At 69.9% G+C, this 19,208-nt stretch carries 13 protein-coding genes; 9 read left to right on the forward strand and 4 right to left on the reverse strand.

What is annotated here, in order from left to right; genetic code table 11:
- Positions 1-54: 54 nt before the first annotated feature.
- From AC3A6G_RS13620 to AC3A6G_RS13635, 4 genes are all read left to right on the forward strand, one after another.
- Complete coding sequence (locus tag AC3A6G_RS13620) at positions 55-555, forward strand: pyridoxamine 5'-phosphate oxidase family protein (protein ID WP_487860382.1); 501 nt, start codon at positions 55-57, stop codon at positions 553-555.
- 113 nt (positions 556-668) lie between these two features.
- Positions 669-1,637, forward strand: a complete 969-nt coding sequence (locus AC3A6G_RS13625; RefSeq protein WP_487860381.1) for an NAD-dependent epimerase/dehydratase family protein — start codon at positions 669-671, stop codon at positions 1,635-1,637.
- A complete protein-coding gene (locus tag AC3A6G_RS13630) occupies positions 1,634-2,947 on the forward strand; it encodes a flavin-containing monooxygenase (RefSeq protein ID WP_487860380.1) in 1,314 nt (437 codons plus the stop codon). Before AC3A6G_RS13625 ends, AC3A6G_RS13630 begins: the two co-directional genes overlap by 4 nt.
- Complete coding sequence (locus AC3A6G_RS13635; protein WP_487860379.1) at positions 2,944-3,561, forward strand: TetR/AcrR family transcriptional regulator; 618 nt, start codon at positions 2,944-2,946, stop codon at positions 3,559-3,561. The genes AC3A6G_RS13630 and AC3A6G_RS13635 overlap by 4 nt, the downstream gene beginning before the upstream one ends.
- Before the next feature lie 35 nt (positions 3,562-3,596).
- Here the strand turns inward: AC3A6G_RS13635 and AC3A6G_RS13640 are convergent, their stop codons facing one another.
- From AC3A6G_RS13640 to AC3A6G_RS13655, 4 genes are read right to left on the reverse strand one after another with little or no spacing between them, the layout of a single operon-like run.
- Positions 3,597-5,930, reverse strand: a complete 2,334-nt coding sequence (locus AC3A6G_RS13640) for a penicillin acylase family protein (RefSeq protein ID WP_487860378.1) — start codon at positions 5,928-5,930, stop codon at positions 3,597-3,599.
- A complete protein-coding gene (locus AC3A6G_RS13645) occupies positions 5,927-6,319 on the reverse strand; it encodes a Rid family hydrolase (protein WP_487860377.1) in 393 nt (130 codons plus the stop codon). The genes AC3A6G_RS13640 and AC3A6G_RS13645 overlap by 4 nt, the downstream gene beginning before the upstream one ends.
- Positions 6,320-6,361: 42 nt before the next feature.
- A complete protein-coding gene (locus tag AC3A6G_RS13650) occupies positions 6,362-7,063 on the reverse strand; it encodes an aspartate/glutamate racemase family protein (protein WP_487860376.1) in 702 nt (233 codons plus the stop codon).
- A 13-nt stretch (positions 7,064-7,076) separates the two neighbouring features.
- Complete coding sequence (locus tag AC3A6G_RS13655) at positions 7,077-8,066, reverse strand: Bug family tripartite tricarboxylate transporter substrate binding protein (protein WP_487860375.1); 990 nt, start codon at positions 8,064-8,066, stop codon at positions 7,077-7,079.
- 44 nt (positions 8,067-8,110) lie between these two features.
- Between AC3A6G_RS13655 and AC3A6G_RS13660 the strand changes: the two genes are divergently transcribed.
- From AC3A6G_RS13660 to AC3A6G_RS13680, 5 genes are all read left to right on the forward strand, one after another.
- The gene (locus AC3A6G_RS13660; protein WP_487860374.1) at positions 8,111-9,211 is read left to right on the forward strand and encodes a helix-turn-helix transcriptional regulator; all 1,101 of its coding nucleotides are present in this window, start codon (positions 8,111-8,113) and stop codon (positions 9,209-9,211) included.
- A gap of 192 nt (positions 9,212-9,403) precedes the next feature.
- On the forward strand, positions 9,404-12,331 hold the full coding sequence (locus AC3A6G_RS13665) for an ATP-binding protein (protein WP_487860373.1): 2,928 nt from the start codon (positions 9,404-9,406) through the stop codon (positions 12,329-12,331).
- Positions 12,332-12,416: 85 nt separating this feature from the next.
- On the forward strand, positions 12,417-15,428 hold the full coding sequence (locus tag AC3A6G_RS13670) for a type VI secretion system Vgr family protein (protein WP_487860372.1): 3,012 nt from the start codon (positions 12,417-12,419) through the stop codon (positions 15,426-15,428).
- Positions 15,429-15,465: 37 nt separating this feature from the next.
- Entirely contained in the window at positions 15,466-18,126 is a 2,661-nt protein-coding gene (locus AC3A6G_RS13675; RefSeq protein WP_487860371.1) for a DUF2169 family type VI secretion system accessory protein, read from the forward strand.
- The gene (locus AC3A6G_RS13680; RefSeq protein WP_487860370.1) at positions 18,123-19,175 is read left to right on the forward strand and encodes a pentapeptide repeat-containing protein; all 1,053 of its coding nucleotides are present in this window, start codon (positions 18,123-18,125) and stop codon (positions 19,173-19,175) included. The genes AC3A6G_RS13675 and AC3A6G_RS13680 overlap by 4 nt, the downstream gene beginning before the upstream one ends.
- Positions 19,176-19,208: the final 33 nt, after the last annotated feature.

Here is a 19,208-nt window from a genome sequence, read left to right on the forward strand (position 1 = left end):
TGGCGAACGCACGCGGCTGGCTACGGTGGTCTCTTCTTCAAGGAGTGCACACACATGACCACCAACGACGAACACGCCAGGCTCTGGGACATGATCAAGGACACGCGCTACGGCATGCTGACCCATCGCCATGGCGATGGCCAGCTGCACAGCCATCCGCTGACCACGCAAAGCAAGGGCATCGACGAAGCCTCGACGCTCTACTTCTTCGTGCCGAAGAACGGCGACATCGCGCGCCATGTGGCCAGCGACCCCAGCGTGAACATCGCGTATGCCAACACCGACGACGACCACTACGTCTCGGTAGTGGGCCGCGCCATGCTGCGCGACGACCAGGCCCTCAAGGAGAAGCTCTTCAACCCCGCAGCCAAGGCTTGGTTCCCGGGCGGTGTGACCGACCCGAACCTGGGCCTGCTCGCGGTCGAGATCGTCGGCGCCGAATACTGGGACGTCAAGGAAAGCAAGATGGTGCAGCTGCTGAAGATGGCTAAGGCGGCCATTACCGGCAACGAGACGCCGTCGCTCGGCGAACACAAGAAGCTCGACATGCGCTGAACCTGCGGCGCGTTGACGCGCCGATCTTTCGTCGACATACTACCGGGTATCTTTTTATGGAGATGCCCGCCGATGAACCGATTCGCCCGCCGCCCGCCTGAGCACGCCCTGGCATGCGCGTACTGATCCTCGGTGCGGGCGGATTTCTCGGCGCAAGGCTCGCGCGCCGGCTCGCAAGCGATGCGCGGCTCGGCACGCAGCCGATCGACGAACTCGTGCTGTCCGACCTGCGTCCGGTGCCCGCGCCGGCCGATGCCGCCTGCAAGATCGTGACGGTGCACGGCGACCTGCGCGACAGCGCGCTGCTCGACAGCCTGTTCGCGCGCCCGCCCGACGCGATCTTCCACCTCGCCGCCACGCTGACCGTGGACGCCGAGACCGATTTCCGCCGCGGCCTCGAGACCAACCTGCTCTCGCTCATTGAACTGCTCGAGCGCTGCCGCGTGCAGCCCGCCGCGCCCCTGCTGCTGTTCGCGAGTTCGATCGCCACCTTCGGCGGCACGCTCCCGCCGGTGGTGGGCGACGAGGTGCGCCAGGCGCCGAGCACCTCCTACGGCACGCACAAGGCCGTCACCGAACTGCTGCTGGCCGACTACAGCCGGCATGGCTTCGTCGACGGCCGCGCGCTGCGGCTGCCGATCGTGGTTACGCACCCCGGGCCGCCGAGCGGCAGCATCTCCGACCAGGTCGCGTCGCTGGTGCGCGAGCCGCTGCGCGGCCAGCGCACCACCTGCCGCATGGCGCCGGACAGTGCGCTCGCGCTGGCCTCGGTCGACAAGGTCATCGAGGGCTTTCTGCGGCTGGCCGCGCTGCCGGCCGAGGCGATCGCCGGCCACCGCACGATGAACCTACCGGGCCTGTCGGTGACACCCGCGCAGCTCGTGGAGGCGGTCTCGCGCCGGCTCTCCGGCGGCATCGGCGACCGCGTCGCATGGCAGCCCGATGCGCAGGTCCAGCGCATCGTCGACGGCTGGCCCGCGGGCTTCACGTCGGAGCGTGCGCTGGCGCTCGGTTTCAAGCCCGACGACTCGGCGGATGCGCTGGTCGCGGCCTTTCTCGCACACGAAGGCGTACAAGCATGAGCGCCGCACCTGACCAACACCCGGTCTGCATCATCGGCGCCGGCTCCTCGGGCATGGCCGCCGCGAAGGCATTGCATGCGCGCGGCGTGCCGTTCGAAGGCTTCGAGATAGGCTCCGACATCGGTGGCATGTGGCGCTACGAGAACGACAACGGGCTCTCGTCGGCCTACCGCAGCCTGCACATCGACACCAGCCGCGGCAATCTCGGCTACCCCGATCATCCGATCCCCGAGAGCTATCCCGACTTTCTCTCGCATGCCGAAGTGCTCGAATGGCTCGAGAGCTACGCCAGCCGCTTCGACCTGAAGCGCCACTTCCGCTTTCGCACCACCGTGACGAACGTGGCGCGCACGCCCGACGGCCTGTGGCGCGTCGAACTGGCGGGCGGCGAAGCGCGCAGCTATCGCGCGGTGATCGTCGCGAGCGGGCATCTCTGGGACCCGCGCATGGCGGCCTTTCCCGGGCACTTCGACGGCGAGCAGCTGCATTCGCACCACTACCGCACGGCAGAAGCCTATGCGGGCAAGAACGTGCTCGTGGTGGGCATCGGCAACTCCGCGGTCGACATCGCGGTGGACGTCTGCAAGAACGCGCGCCGCACCTTCCTGTCGACGCGGCGCAGTGCCTGGATCCTGCCGAAGTACATCATGGGCCGGCCCGTGGACCGGTGGTCGGCTCTCTTCGCGCGCACGCTGCGCCTGCCCACGCCGGTCACGCGCACGCTCGTGCGCTGGCTCTCGTACCTCGTGGTGGGCGACCAGGCGCGCTTCGGCGTGCCGCGGCCCGCGCATGCGGTCTGGCGCGAGCACGCCACGCTGAGCCAGGAGCTGCTGCCCTACTGCGGCCACGGCTGGATCCGCATGAAGCCGAACGTGCAGGCGCTGCAGGGCGAGCGCGTCGCATTCGACGACGGCAGCAGCGAACCCGTCGATGCCATCATCCTCGCGACCGGCTACCGCCCCAGCTTCGCCTTCCTCGACCCCGCGCTGTTCGAGGTGGGCGAAGACGTACCTCCCCTCTACCGCCGCATGGCGCCACCGCACTTGCCGGGCCTGTTCTTCCTCGGGCTGGTGCAGCCGGTGGGGCCGACCATTCCGCTGGTCGAGGTGCAGTCGCGCTGGCTCGCCGCGCTGCTCGGCGGCGCGATGCGGCTGCCGGCCGAAGCGGCCATGGCGCGCGAGATCGAGCACCATGCCGCGGCCGTGCGGCGGCGCTACGTGGGCACCGCACGCTATGCGCTCGAGGTCGATGCCCGCAGCTACGCGAAGCAGCTCGCACGCGACATGGCGCGCGGCGAGGCGGCGGCATGACGACGGAACTCACCGCCGCCCGGCTCGAGATCCTCGAGGCCGCGGCCGAGTGCTTCATGGCGCAGGGCTTCCACGCGACCAGCATCGACGTGGTCGCACGGCGCATGGGCGCGACCAAGGGACGCGTGTACCACCACTACCAGTCGAAGGTCGATCTGTTCTTCGACGTGCACCGGCTCGGGATGGACCTGCTCTTCCACGCGGTCGAACCCGCGCAGGGCGCCGGTGGCGACCCGCTCGAGGTGCTCGCGGCGATGATGAAGGCGCATGCGCTGGCGCTGTTCGTGCATCACACCTTCGCCAGCGTGGTGGTGCAAGGCGTGCAGCTGCACCGCTTCGGCGCGCTCACGCCACGCCAGCGCGAGGAGCTCGACGCGCTGATCGCGTCGCGCGACCGCTTCGAGAAGCTCTTCAAGAAGCAGCTCGCCGCGGCGAAGAAGGCGGGGCGCGTCGACGGCGACCTCGACGTGTCGATCGCGGTCAAGACGCTGCTCGGCGGATTGCAGTGGTCGCTGATCTGGTATCGGCGCCGCGACGACGACGACGAGGTCGCGCTCGACCGGCTCGCGCAGCGCATGGTCGACACGCTGGTGCTGGGGCTGGCCGCCCGGTAGCGGCCCAAGGGCCGCCCGAGCCGGCCACCCGTACCTCATTCGCGCAGCACCATCGTCTCGAGCGCCGGATCGGCGGCGATTTCCGCATCGCTGAACGGCGGGACCACCAGCTGTTTGCGCGAGAACAGCGCCAACTGGTCATCCCGGTGCGGCGATGCCGGATCGCCCGACTGGCCGGATGCCAGCATCACGCGCGCATCGAGCCGGCCCTCCTGCCAGGTGACGACATGCATGTACGCGGTACCGGCCACGATGTCGCCGAAGCCCTCTTTCGTGAGCGGCGCACCCTGCAGCGCGTTGAGCACACCCTGCTCGCCCGAGCCGCCGTGCAGCGGCACGCGGCCCTGCGACGCAGGCCGCGCGAGCATGCGACCCCAGAGTTCGTCGCCGCGGAGGCCGAGCGCATCGAGCGACTGCGCCGCCTCGCGCAGCGCCGCCACGATGGCCGCACGCACGCCGGGCGCCGTCGATACCGGTCGAACGCGAAACGGTTGCGCGGAGTCGTAGGGCTCCGCATGCAGCCCCGGCACGGCGGCGAGCCGCGGCGCGAGTTCGTGGAACAGCAGCGCCCCGCGGCTTTCCGCATTGTGGCGCCGGTCCCATGCCGACAGGATGGCGCAGGCCGACTGCACCTGCGCGTCGCCCATGGCGGTGCCACAGGCAGCGAGCACCGCGTCGAGCAGGGTCTCGGCCATGTAGCTGCGGTTGCCGAACACCATGTCCAGCGCTTCGGCGCTGTCGATGCGGCCGTCGGCCAGGCCGTCATCGATCTGGCGCTGCGACATCAGCGTGCGCGGCCCTGGCGGCAACTTCGGGCTGCCGAGCAGCAGCGAGTAGCCGTCGAGTTGCCGGCCCACCACCGAGAGGCTGTAGCTGTCGTTGGCGTTCTGCACGATGCCGCGCGTGGCGAGGGCGGGAATCCGATCCGCGGGTGCCAGCCTCGCGCGGCCCTCGGTGTCGCGCACCGCGCAGGCACTGCGGCTGCCGTCGAGAGCGGCCGGCACGGCCGTCTCGTCGGGCGGCGGCATGGTGGCGCAGCCGCGGAGCGTCGCATCGTCGATGTCCAGCAGCGGCCCCGATTCGATGTACAGCGCGCCGCCCTGGCTGTCGCCGGCGATCAGGTGCGCGGTGATCCCTCGGTTGGCCGCCACCGCCTGCGCAAACCCAGCGACGTCGCGCGCCTTGGCCGCCGTGAGCATCTGGTCGAGGGCGCGCGCATTCGCGGTGCCCGGATCGGTGATGGCATGCCAGCCGGCCGAGCGGCCGGGCGCGGCCGGCAGCCGGTACAGCGGCCCGAGATGCGACACCGGCACGCGGTAGTGCTGCAGGCGCACGCTGCCGTCGTCCTGCCGCACGCGCAGCGCGATGGTCTTGGCAACGAGCGCGCGGCGCTGCCCGTCGACCGTGTACCCCGGCGCCGCGCCGTCCTGCACGTCGAGCGCGACGAGCAGCGGGTAGGTCACGGTCGACGGTGCCTCGATGCTCCACGCCAGGTGCTGCGTGAAGCCCGAGAGCGGCAGCGGCAGTCCGAGGAAATCGGCGCCCATCACGTCGAGCTCGCCCGGAATCGTGAGATGCATTTGGTGCATCAGGAGCCAATGGTCCTGCCACACCGTGTGCGGGTTGGCGACCATGATCGCGCTGCCGGTGCCGGTGGCGTCGGCGCCGAAGGCCCAGGCGTTGCTGGCCATGCGCTGCGCGGGGGGGCGGTCTGCGGCGGCCTTCGCGAGCGGCGGCGCGCCCAGCTGATCCCACGTCGACGCCGACGCATACGGCGCCACCGCCAGCGCTTTCCAGAGCGAGTTGACCTGCATCACGGCCCGCACCACGTCGCTGGCCTTCATCGGCGGCGGCGCCATGCCCTTGCAGGCGGTTGCGGCCGCCTCGATGCCGATGTCGCGCAGCCGGCGGTTGAAGCCGGCCGCATAGCCCTCGGCGAGCGCGCGGGCATCGGCCGACAGTCCCTGCCATGCCGCCTCGACCTCTTCGTCGGACAGCTGCACACGATAGAACAGGTCGCTGTCCAGATTCGGCGCCTGCAGGAACGCCACCAGCGCCATGCCGTCGGGCCCGAAGCGCTCCGAACGCTCGCCGCGCAGCGTCAGCACGCGTTCGGCCAACAGGCACAGCTGGTCGCGTGCGACCGCGTAGCCGTAGCCATAGCCGAGCCCGCCGTGGTCCGCGGCCTTCACGTGCGGCAGGCCGTATTGCGTCCAGCGCACCTCGGCGCTGAACCTGTCTTCGGGCGCGGGCGGTGCGACAGGGAAAGAGCCGCCGCGCCCGCCGCCGTCATTGCCGCCGCCGCATGCCGCGATCGCGCCTGTGACGGCGAGGGCGCATGCCGCCACACGCAGCCAGCCCGCTTTCACTGCGCGCCCCCCGACGGCGCATGGCTCTTGCGCGCGATCACCTGCATCTCGACCCAGGCCTTCGGCACCGCGATGCCCGCGAGCATTGCGGTGCCGGTGGGCTTGCAGGGCAGCACGTCGGACAGGGTCGCCACCACCGCGCCGAGGTGCTCGGCGCCCGCGACGATCAGCGTGTAGTTGACGATCTGCTCCAGCCGGCCTCCGCAGGCCTCGAGGTAGCGCGCGATGTTGCGCACCATCAGCCGGGTCTGGTCTTCGGCGCTCTCGGCGAGCTGCTGGGTGTCGTAGTCCATGCCGATGGTGCCCGAGACGAAGATCCAGTCGTCGTCGAACATCGCGCGGGTGTAGGGCGCGTTCACGAAAGGCAGCGGGAATTCGGCGGTCTGCATGCGGTGTCTCTCTTTCGGTCGATGAAGGGGATGGGCGAGGATTCAGGCGCGCGTCATCTCACGCACGATGGCGTGGGCATGAATCTCGGTGGTGTCGAAGAGCGGCACGTCGCAGTGCAGCCAGGGCCGCGTGCCGCTCAGCTCGGTGCAGCCCAGCACCACGCCCTCGGCACCGCGTGCGATCAGCGCCTGGCAAAGGGCCGAGACGGTCCGGCCTTCTTCCGGCGTGGCCTGGCCGTGCGCCAGCGGGCCGAAAATGGCGGCGTCGAGCGTGCGGCGTTCGTCCGCGTCGGGCAGCACGAGTTCGAAGCCGGCGTCCTTGGCGAGCATCTGGCCGAAGAAAGGCGCATCGAGCGCGAAGCTCGTGGCCAACAGGCCCAGGCGGCGCAGCTTGGGGTGCGCGGCGGCGATGGCCGCGGCGGTCTCGCGCGCCACGTGCACCAGCGGCACGCCGGCCGCGGCCTCGACCTCGTCGGCGGCGAAGTGGCCCGTGTTCGCCAGGATGGCGATCAGCTCGGCGCCCGCGGCGCGTGCCTGCTGCGCCGCGGCCTCCATCTGCGCCCTCGCCTCGCCCGGCCGCCCGGCCGCCATGGCCGCGTGCACCGGCGCGAAGTCGAGCGTCACGATCACGCAGCGTGCCGAATGCAGCCCGCCGAGCTGCCGCTGCACCCCTTCGTTCAAAAGCCGGTAGTAGCTGAGCGTGGAAGGCCACGCGACGCCTCCGATCAGGCCCGCGGTTTTCATGCGCACCGCGCCCTCAATCGAGCTTGAAGCCGAGTCGACGGATCACCGGCGCGTAGCGCACGATGTCGCCGTCGATGCGGCGCGCGAGCGCCTGCGCACTGGTCTCGGCGGCGGGCTCGAAGCCGAACACCAGCAGCTTCTGCACCACCTCGGGGTCGCGCAGCGCGCGGTCCACGCCTTCGCTCACGCGCTGCACGATCTCGGGCGGAAGCCCCGCGGGGCCGACGATGCCGAACCACACCGAGAAGTCCACGCCCTTGTAGCCCAGTTCGTCGAGCGTGGGCACGTCGGGCTGGCCCGAGAAGCGCTTCAGCGAGGTGAAGGCAAGGATCTTCGCGCGGCCGCCCTGCACGAACTGCACATAGGGGGCGATGCCGTCGAAGGCCGCGTCGATGTCGCCCGCGATCGTGGCCTGCGCGACCTCGGCGCTGCCCTTGTAGGGCACGCGCGTGGCCTCGATGCCGGCAGCGTGCTTGAACTCCTCGAGCGCCATCTGCGAGAGGATCGCGGCCGCGCCGATGTTCGTCTTGCCGGGCTCGGCCTTCGCGCGCTTCACGAGCGCATGCACGTCGGCCACCGACCCCGGCGCGCCCGCACGCACGATCAGCGCGTTGGGCGAGGTGATCGCCAGCGCCACCGGCGTGAAGTCGCGCCGCGGATCGTAGGGCAGGCGGTTGTAGAGCGTCGGGTTGAGCACGAAGGTCTGGTCGATGGACCACATCAGCGTGTAGCCGTCGGGCGCCGCCTTGATGAGGTCGTTCGCGCCGATCAGCGTGTTGCCGCCCGGCTTGTTGTCGACCACCACCTGCTGGCCCAGGTGCACCTGCAGCTTCGCGGCGATGAGGCGCGCCGTCACGTCGGCGCCGCCGCCCGCGACGAAAGGCACCACCAGCCGGACGGGCCGCGCGGGCCAGGCCTCGGCCGCGCGAAGCGGCGTTGCGAGCAGCGCCGCTGCGGCGGTTGCAGCCAATGCCAGGAAACGGCAGACACATCGAACATTCATGCCTAAACTCCGCGAAAACCAAAGTGTTGCAACGCTAACGCCCGATGGCCGGGTTTTCTATGCCGATCCGTTCGCAGACTGTGCCGATTCCTTCGCCGGCCGCGGGCCATGCGCTGCGCGAGGACGACTTCAACGCCGCGCTACTGCGCCTGCCGGTCGAGCGCCCGCTCGCGCTGCCCGGCCTGCACGACGGCGCCAGCCGCGCGGTGCGCTGGCCGCGCGACGGCGGGCGCATCCTGCGGCTGCGCACCACGCCCTGGGAAGGCGCGAGCGCGCTGTACTTCGACTTCCGCCTCAACCAAGACCTCGACGTGCAGCTGCCGCCCGGCGACGAACTGCTGCTCACCTTCTTTCTAGCGGGCCATGTCACGGGCCAGATCGGCAGCGCGCAGGGACGGGCGCTCGAGTTCCGCGTCGACCGCGCGCTTCTACGCACGCCCAACCGCGATGGCGGCTACCTCATCCACGTGCCCGGCGCCTGCCACAACAACTTCGTGCAGTTCCGGCTGCGCCGCAGCCTGCTGCCGCGCTGGCTGCAGGCGTTCGGCGTGCGGCTCGGGGCACGGCAGCTGGCCGAGCTGGTCGAGCGCGACGACGGCCGCGTGCTGTGCAATGCGGCGCTCACGCCACGCGTGCGCGACTGCCTGGCGCGCATCCGCGACGAACCGGCCGACCATGCGGCCTTCGTGCCGCTGTTCCATGCGCGCGCCACCGAGCTGCTGACCTGCGTGCTGCTCGACCTGCAGCAGCTGCTGCGGCCGGCGCGCTCGGGCGCGGTCTCGGGCGATGGCGGCGACGAGGCTGCGCGGACGGTGCAGCGGCTGCGCGACCTGGTGGCCGAGGCGCCTTCGCGCGCCTGGACCGTGGACGCGCTGGCGCGCCGCCTGGACATGCGCGCCACCCGGCTCCAGGCGCTGGTACGCGCGGCCGCGGAGCGCACGGTGCATGGACTGGTGGTGCAAGAGCGGCTCTTGCTTGCGGCGCGGCTGCTGCGTGAGACCCGGCTCGACGTGAAGGCGATCGCGGCCGAAGCCGGCTGGGATTGCCACGGCCGGTTCACCGCCGCGTTCAAGCGCCAGCACGGCGTGGCGCCGCGCGCGTTCCGGCTGGGGTCCGCGGAGACCGCCGAAGCGGCCGCGCCCTGAGCCATCGCGGCTGCCGACTTTGGCAAGGCGCAGCGCCAGCGATTATTTTGCTGTTCTTTCTTCGAAAATCGCCCGTCTGATTCGTCCTGGAGTTTCACCGACCCGACCCAGCTGCCACCGATGCCGAAAGAGCATTCGCCGACCACGCACCGCCTCGCCGCCGCCCCGGCGCAAACACCATCGCCCAAACCCATGGCGAACCTTCACCGGTCCGCCCTGTGCTTCGGCCCCTTCGTCCTGGACATGGCGGGCGGCCAGCTCATGCGCGGCCCCGACCCGGTGGCCTTGCAGCCCAAGGTGTTCACGCTGCTGTGCGCGCTCGCGACGCGTCCCGGCAGCCTGGTGGCCAAGAAGACGCTGCTGCAGGAGGTCTGGCCCGGGCAGGCCGTGGGCGACGCCGTGGTGAAGACGGCCATCAACCAGTTGCGCAGCGCGCTCGACGACGATCCCTCGAAGCCGGGCTATGTCGAGACGGTGCCGCGCCGGGGCTACCGCTTCATCGCCGCGATCGAGGGCATGCCTTCGGCCGCGCTCGCGGGCATGCCTGCCGGCGAGCGCCATGCGGCCGACGGTCTGATCGGCAGGGAAGCGGCGCGCGAGGCGCTTTGCTCGGCCTGGCGATCGGCGCAAGGCGGCATCGCGCAGGTGGTGTTCGTGGTCGGCGAGGCCGGCATCGGCAAGACGACGCTGATCGACCATTTCGCGCGGCGGGCCGGCGCGGCCATGGTGGCCCGCGGCCAGTGCGTCGAACAGGGCGGACGGGACGAACCGCACATGCCGGTGCTCGATGCGCTCAGCGGACTGTGCCGCGAGCACCCCCGCGCCATCCCGCAGATCCGCCGCATCGCGCCGACCTGGCTGGCCCAGATGCCGTGGCACGCGAGCGAGGCCGAACGGCTCGCGTTGCGGCAGGAGATCGAAGGGGTCGGCATGGGGCGCGTGCTGCGCGAGTTTCGCGAATTGCTGAACCGCCTCGCAGGTTCCGGTCCGGTCCTGTTCATCCTCGAAGACCTGCAGTGGAGCGACCTGCCCACGCTGCAGCTGCTCGAGCAGCTCGGAAGCCAGCGCGAGCACGCGCGATGGATGCTGCTGGCCACGCTGCGTCCGGCCGATGCGCCGGGCGGTCCGATGGCAGCCGCCGACCTGCACGCGCGCCTGCGCCTGCGCGGCCTGGCGCGCGGCATCGAACTGGCGCCCTTTTCCGCCGACGACGTGGCCGCGTACATGGCCGCGCGCTATGCGCCGCGAGCCGTAGCGCGGGATGTGGCACTGCGGCTGCACGCGCAGACCGGCGGCCTGCCGCTCTACCTTGCCAGCTGGCTGGAGGCCGCCGACCGCGAGCACGCGCGCGACCGGGGCCTGCACCCGCTGGATGCCGGCACCGAACCGCCCGCTCGGTTGACCGACGGACTGGCCCACTTCATCGAGCGCCAGCTCGGCCTGCTCGATGCCGAGGACCAGTCGCTCCTCGAAGCTGCATCGGTCCTGGGCGTGGAGTTCTGGAGCGTTCCCCTGGCGTCGATGCTCCAGCGCCCGCGCCTGTCGGTGCGCGCGCAAACCGACAGGCTCGCCCGGGTGGGTCACTGGCTGGTGCCGTTGTCGGTCGAGCGCCTGGCCGACGACAGCTTCGACGCGCGCCACGGCTTTCGCCACGCGTTGCACCGGCATGTACTCTATCGCCGCATCGGCGAAGCCCGTCGGGCCGAGCTCCACCGGCGCGCCGCGCGGGCACTCGAGGAAGCGGGAAGGATCGGCATCCCGACGGCGCCGGCGGAACTGGCCGACCACCACGAACGCAGCCACGATCCGGCCGCCGCCGTCCGCTACAGCGCCGAGGCGGCGGCACTGGCACTCTCGCGCTTCGCGCCGCAGGAGGCCGTCCGCCTCTCACGGCGAGCGCTGGCACTGCTCGAGCACTGCAACACTCTGCCCTCCGCCGAACGCGACGCGCTCGAACTTGCGCTGAACGGCCATCAGGCCGTCGCCTTCGCGCAGTACCTGGGCTTTGCGGCACCGGAGCGCGAGCGGTCGCTGACGCGCGCACTCGCGCTCTGCGAACGTGGTGCCCCGGCGGCTGCGCATGGCTGGCCCCATGGCGGCCTCGGATGGGTTCATCTGGCGCGTGGCGACCATGCGCTGGCGCTTCGAATGGCCGAGCGCGTGAAGGAGATCGGGCAGCGCTTCGACGAGCCTGCGGTGGTGGTGTGCGCGATGAACCTGCGCGGCGTCGCATTGTCGTTCCAGGGCGCCTACGCCGAAGCCGTGGACTGCATGCGCGAAGGGCTGGCGATCTGCGCGTCGCAGGAAGCGCGCATTGCCGGAGCGCCGCTGCCGGTCGATCCGATGGTTTCGCTGCTCGCCAACTCGGCGCATCCGCTGGTCGCGACCGGCGACATCGGCACCGCACTGCGTCACCTCGAACGGGCGCGCGAGCGCGCCGCCCGGCTCGGTGCGCCGATGGCCAGCATGGTCGCTGCCTGGGGCGAAGCGACCGCGGCCGCCGCCATGGACGACACCGTACGCGTGGCGCGCATGCTGCCCACGCTGAAGGCGGCGGCGGGCGCCGACGACATCGGGCAGGCCGAAGGGCCCGCCCTCTGGTTCGCAGCCTGGGTCGCCGGGAAATCGCGCCGGCCCTCTGCAAGTGCGCTGCAGGAGGTGCGGTCCGCGCTCGCCCGGCACCAGGAACGCGGGATGCGCGCAGGTGCGAGCCAGGTGCACTTCTATGCGGCCGACCTGGCACTGTGCGCAGGGCGGCTCGACGAGGCCCGTGCCGAGATCGATGCCGGCCTGCACTGCGCCGAACAACTCGGCGAGTACGGCTACCTTGCCGATCTCCATCGCCTCGATGCCCGCTGGCACGCCGCGCACCGGCACGACGCCTGCGTGCGGCACGCGTTCGCACGCGCGCTTCGCCACGCGGAGGCATCGCACAACGCCTGGGCCGCGCTCGCGGTGTGGATCGATGCCTGCGAACGGCACGATGCCACGGCGTCGGACCGGAACGCACTGGCGCAGGCGCTCGCGCTCGTGCGCGGCGGCGACGGGCTCGAGCGGGTGTTGCGCGCCAAGGCCCTGCTGCGGGGCGACGGCAGCGCCCACACGCTTACCGTTCGCTGACCGCTCAGGCGCTCGCGCCCGCCTAGGCTCGATCTTTTCGCGCGCACCGCGCGGCGGCCAAGCCACTCCGAACCTCGAACACGCCATGCAGACCCCCGACATCCGCATCGACAGTGATGCCCCCGTAGCCAGCGAGCTCATGTTCTGGAGCATCGTGGGGCATGAGGGGCTGTCGCGGGCCGCTGTCTACGAGCTCACGGTGCTGTCGAAGAACGGCCAGGTGCAGCCGAAGGACGTTCTGGGCCGTGCCTTCGATGTCCGCATCGACTTCGTCGATGCCGACGATCGCCCGCACGCGCGCCATTGCCACGGGCACGCCGTGCGCTTCGCGCGCGAAGGCCGCATCGGCCGCTACCACCGATACCGCCTGACGCTCACGTCGTGGTTCTGGCTGCTGACCAAGCGCCGCAACTCGCGCATCTTCCAGGACCAGCCCCTGCTCGAGGTGATCGGCAGCGTGCTCGAAGACAGCGCGGTGCGCGGTATCCGGCGCACGGACGCGCATGGCGTCATCGGCACGCACGCGCCGCACCGCTATTGCGTTCAGTTCCAGGAGAGCGATCACGATTTCGTTTCGCGGCTGCTTGAAGCCGAAGGTGTCTACTACTGGTTCGATGCGCACGACGAACCCGGCCGCATGCACCTGGCCGACGCCAGCTTCGTCGCCCACAAGCGCCTGCCGGGGTCGCCGGTGCTGCGCTTCGCGAGCGAGTCCGGCGAAGCGCGCTTCAACGAGATCGCGCAATGGGTTTCGGCGCAGCGCCTCGACGCGGGCCGGCACGCCGCACGCGACAGCGACTTCAAGGCCATCCGCAAGAACCTCGGCGCGGCGATCGACGCCACCGACGCGCACGCGCTGGCCGACTTCGAGGAGTTCGAGTATCCCGGCGACTACTTCAACGCCGAGGACGCCGAGACGATGGCCCGGATCCGGGGCGAGGAACTGATCGCGCGCCGCGATCGCCACTGGGCCGTCACGCACTGGCCCGACGTGGCCGCGGGCCGCAGCTTCGTGCTCGAAGGCGATGCGCCGGAGCTCCCGCGCGGCGAGCATCTGATCGGCGCGTGCAGCTTCGTCGTGAGCCACCCGGGCTACGAGGGCATCGGCGACCCGCACTTCGGCACTTCGCATGCCGAGCGCCTGTGCGCGCTGGCCGCCGGCGACGCGGTGAACGAAGGCGCCGGCGGCACGCTCGCCGAGCTGATCCGCAGCGATCCCTCGCTGCAGCGCACCGGGCGCGGCCTCTGCATCTTCTTCTTGACGACGCTGCCGATGCAGCTGCCGTTCCGGCCACCGCGGCTCACGCCGCGCGTGGCCATGCCCGGACCACAGACCGCCATCGTGGTCGGCCCCGCCGGCGACGAGCTGCATGTGGACGAGCACGGCCGGGTGAAGGTGCACTTCCATTGGGACCGCTACGACCAGAGCAATGAGACATCGACCTGCTGGGTGCGCGTGTCGCAGCCTTGGGCCGGCAAGGGCTGGGGCGGCTACTTCGCGCCGCGCATCGGCCAGGAGGTGATCGTCGATTTTCTCAACGGCGACCCCGACCGCCCGGTGATCGTGGGCCGCGTCTACAACGACGACCAGCCGATCCCGTACAAGTCGCCGACGCAGAGCGGCTTTCGCACGCGCTCCACGCCCGGTGGCGACGCGAGCAACTACAACGAGATCCAGTTCGAGGACCGCAAGGGCGAGGAGCTGCTGTCGGTGCATGCGGAGCGGGACATGCGGCGCGTGGTCGAGCGCGACGACACCACGGGCATCGGGCGCGACCAGCGGCTGCGGGTTGATCGCGACCAGCATACTCACGTGCAGCACGACCAGACCCTGCGGGTGGACAACGACCGCCAACTGCATATTCGCAAGAACGAGTCGCACCAGGTCGACCTGACGCAGCGCACGAAGATCGGCGAAGAGCAGCATGTTCACGTGGTGTCGAACCAGATGACGCAGGTGGACGGCGAGCAGTCGACGGTGGTCAAGGGCAACTTGTTCACCCATACGCAGTCGTCGCGGCAGGACATGACGGACGGTGACGAACGGCGTCTTGTGAAGGGCAACCAGACCATCGTGGTCGACGGCGACCTGGGCTACAAGGCCACGAACATGACCTTCGAAGCCGAGCACATCGATTTCAAGGTCACGGGTGCGAACTCGATGGTGCTGGAGTCACCCGATGGGCCGTACACCATCATGGCGAACAAGTTCACGCTGATGAGCAACACGGATGCTTCCATCCTGGCGGTCGGCAAGATCAACCAGACCTCGATCGAGAACAACACGACGGTCTACGGGTCGAACAGCAGCGGCTACATCGGCAACGCGAGCGAGACGACCATCGGAATGAGCCGCAGCACCACGTTGGGGCTGGTCATGGAGTCGACGATCGCGCCCGTCGTGAGCAACACCCTCGGCCTTGTCTATGAGGCATTCGCAGGGCTGAAGATGTCTGCCAGCGCTGGTGCCAACGTGGAACTGAACGCGATGAAGCTCTACCTTCCTGCGGGAACGGCGAACGCCAACCCGAAGGACCTGATGACACCCGGGTGGACTCAGAGCTCCATCGCTGGTGTGGTCATCGGCAGCGGACTCGGAATCTTCACGACCACTTACGGTGGTGGGGAAGTCTCAAGCCAGAACCACGAGGCCACGAAAGAACTGCGGGAAGCAGCCGTCGCGGCAGCCCGCGCCGGCCATCCTGGCTTGGCGGCACGACTTCGGCGTCTGGCGATGCCTGGGCACAGCGTCGATCCGTTGACTGACGGCAAGGCTCCCACAAGTACCAGGGCAACCCGTGGGGATGACTTCACCGACGACTACAAACGCTACGAGGTCAAGCTCAGGGAGCCCGGCGAGGAACCCAGGCGCATCGATATCGAATACGACGACGGCATCGCGACATACGCCGAAGAAGAGAAGCTATTCATGCTGGACCAAAAGGACGACTATGACGCCGCGCTGCGGGAAGAATACGAAGCGCATGAGGCCGCGCTGCGCGCCGCCGAATCGGAGTCGCCGCTCCAGAGTTCAGAAGGCAACATTTCGTCCACGCCCCCGCCCGACGAGGAGCCGGAAGGTGGGGTGTCGCCATGAGACGTGCCAACATGGCCATGTGGCCCTGACAAACACCATGCAGGTCATCAAACCCCAGGCCCTCGGCCTCTCCTTCCGCCCCATGGAGTTCCGCAAGCGCTTCGGCCTGTGCGTCTCCGGCTACCTCCACGTCCCCTTCGCCCAGGCCGCGCGCGGCACGCTTTGGGCCGAGCAGTCGATGTGGGACTTTCTTGCAAAGGAGATGGCCCAACCCGTCATCGACGAAGGCATCGTCAAGCTGCACCCCGAGTTCCTCGTGCACGGCCATGCCTACTCGCCCGCGGCGGACACGCGCGCGGTCGCCGTCCGCGCGCGCATCGGCACGCGCAGCAAGACCGTGCTGGTCTTCGGCGATCGCCAATGGGACGGGCGCGACCCGACTGTGCCGCAGCCGTTCTCGAAGATCGCGTTCGACTGGGCGAATGCCTACGGCGGGCCCGACTTTGCCGCGAATCCCTATGGCCGAGGCCGTACCGTCGTCGACGGCATTCAGGTTCTTCCCCATCTCGAACTGCCCAGCGACCGCCTGCTGGAAAGAGACCAGGCGATTGCGCCCGCAGGCTTCGGCCCGCTCGACCTCGATCATCCGCAGCGTGCCGCCTGGCGCGGCACCTACGATGAAGACTGGCTCACACAGCATGCGCCCGGCTTCGCGCCCGACACCGACTGGCGCTTCTTCAACCTCACGAGCCAGGACCAATGGTTCGACGCGCCGCTCGTGGGCGACGAGGACTTCGCCTTCGACCACATGCATCCCGACACGCCGCATCTCGAAGGCCGCTTGCCGGGCCTGCGCGTGCGGGTGTTCGCAGGACGCCGCGCCTCGCATGAAGCACCGGCCGCGGACGGATCGGCGGCGCTCGAAGAAGTTCCGATGCAGCTGACGACCGTGTGGTGCTTCCCGCACGCCGAGCGCCTTGTGCTCGTGTTCCACGGACTGGCACAGATCGCGCACGACGATGCCGCCGACATCACCCGACTGGTCGGTGCGGTCGAGCGCATCGGCGAACCGCGTGATCCGCAGCACTACCTCGACACGCTGGACAAGCGGTCGACCGGCCGGCATGCCGCGCTCCATGCGCTCGACGACAGCGCACTCCTGCCACCCGGCATCCACACAACCGATCCCGCCACCGAAGCTGCGCAGGCCGCGCTGCGCACCGACGGCCTCCAGGAGGATGCGCAGTACCGCCGCGCCGCGATCGACGTGGACATGGCGCGCGACCAGGTGCGCGCCCAGGGCAAGGATCCCGATGCGCTGGGGCTTCGGCTGCCGCCGCGCCAGCCGCCGCCCAAGCCCGAGGAGATGCCCGCGTTCATCGCACGCACCATCAAGAACATCGAGGCCCAGGAGTGGGCCGCCTTGGAGGACACCGTCACGCTGCTAGAGAACGCCAAGGAATTCGCACGGAAGCACAAGGTCGATCTGAAGCAGTCGCAACACCGCGGGCCGCCCCTGTTCAGTGCGCGCGACGAGATCGCCCGGCTCGAGGCCGCGCATGCACGCGCTGGAAAGCCCTTCGAGAGCGCGGACTTCCTGCCCCAGCTGCAGCAGGCCGAAGCTGCTCACCGCTCGAACTATCTGCAATCGGCGCATCGCCAGCCGCCGGCGGATCCGCTGCCTGCGGCGCAGGCCGCCGAGCGCCGTCGCGAAATGCAATGGATGCTGGCCCACGGCTTTCGACGCTGGCTCGGCTTCGATCTGACCGGTGTCGACCTGTCCAATCTCGACCTGCGCGGCGTGGACATGACGGGTTCCTGGCTCGAAAGCGCGAACCTCACGAACACCAACCTGACGGGCGCGGTGCTGCGCTTCTGCGTGCTCGCGCACGCCTGCCTGGAAGGCGCCGTGGCCATCGAGGCGCAACTGCAAGGCAGCAACCTCGGCGGTACGCGGCTCGCGAACGCGGTGTTCGACCGTGCCGATCTCACGGGAGCGCAGCTCGGCGGTACCGCGCTCGTCTCCACGCAGCTGCGCGAAGCCGTCATCGACAAGCTGCAGTCGATGGACACGACCTGGGGCCCGGCCGACTGGAGCGGCGTGCGCGGCGCCGGCCTGCTGTTCCACAAGCTCGACCTGCGCGGGCTGGTGCTCGACGGCGCGCATCTGACCGGCTGCCAGTTCCTCGAATGTCGCCTCGAGGGCGTGCGCGCGCATGGCGCGGACTTCAGCGGCACCACCTTCGTGGGATGCCGGATCGACGGCGCAGGCCTGGCCGGCGCGAACCTGTGCGGGAGCACCTTCGTCGATGCATGCACTTTGCGCGGAGCCGACATGTCGGGCGCCCAGTTGGTCGGCGCCAACCTTGCCGGGTGCGACCTCGGCACCGCAAGGCTGACCCGCGCGGTGCTCGACGGCGCGCACCTTGCGCACGCGCGCTTCGACCAATGCGACGCCAGGCTCGCGAGTGCACGCGGCACCCAGCTGTCGCATTCGCACTGGTCCGGCGCCGCGCTGTCGGGCGCCAACCTGCGCGAAGCGATCCTGCAGCATGCCGATCTTCGCGGCTGCGATTTCCGCAACGCCAATCTGTTTGGTGCCGATCTCTCGCGCGTCCTGCTCGATGGCAGCGCGCGCTTCGATGGCGCCCTGCTCGAGCGCGCCCGCACGCATCCACGCCTCACGCCCGAGCAGCAGGCGGCCGCAGCCCTTGAGGCCGAGCGGGCTTCGGTGCAGCCGGGAGAGCAGCCGGCATGAACGCCACCCTCCTGATGCTCGCGGTCCTGCTCGGCGAGGCGCTGGACGGCAAGGACTTTCGCAAGGGCGACTACGCGGGCGCCCGCATCGGGGGCGGCGTTTTCTCGCGCACCCGGCTGAACGAAGCGGACCTGCGCGGCGCCGATGCGCGCGAATGCGTTTTCGAACGCTGCGACCTGCGCGGCGTTCTCTTCTCCGGCGCCAACCTGCGACGCGCGGTCTTCAACCAGTGTGAACTCGACCATGCGGACCTGCGCGATGCCAACCTGGAAGGCGCCGTGTTCTCGGGTTGCCGCGCCACCCACGCGCAGTTCGCCGGCAGCGCACTGTCGATGGCCGCATTCACGGGGAGCACGCTCGACCACGCCGGCATGGCGGGCGCGCAGCTGCAGTCGAGCAGCTTCAGCACCTGCAGTCTTGTCGACGTGAACGCGGACGACACGCACTGGGCGCACGCTGCGGTGATCGAATGCGACGTGACGCGCCTGACCTGGCACCGGGCGACGCTGCGCCGGGTCGTTTTCGACAAGACCTCGCTCGTCGGCAGGTCGTTTCGCGGTCTCTCGCTCGAGGCCTGCCAGTTCAGCGGGGCCGCGCTGTCGAACGCTGACTTTCGCGAGGTGCCGCTGAAGCAATGCAGCTTCTTGCGCGCCCAGATCGAAGGGGCCGACTTCTCCGGCGCACAGGCAACCGGCGCGATCTTCTGCGGCGCTTCAGGCTCCGGCGTGGGCTTTGCGAGCGCGAACCTGGCGCAGGCGCTGTTCACGGGCGCAACGCTGCCGGGCGCGCGTTTCGAGCGGGCCAACCTTTACCAATGCCATTTCGCCGATGCCGCTTTACCGGGCGCATCGCTGCGCGCTGCCGACCTGAGCTACGCCGACCTCAGCGGTGCGGACCTGCGGGGCGCCGACGGACGGGAAGCAACACTCGTGCGCACCCTGCTGCATGGCGCGCGCACCGAGGAGGCACGGCTGCCGGACCGGGTGCGCGCCATCGAGATCGACGAGGCCCGCGCCCGAGCCGATGCCTGGATGCCCATGGCCGCTTGAACGAATGACACGCGATGAAAGACGGAACCCTGC

This window comes from Variovorax sp. Soil_C_26 (assembly GCF_057657075.1).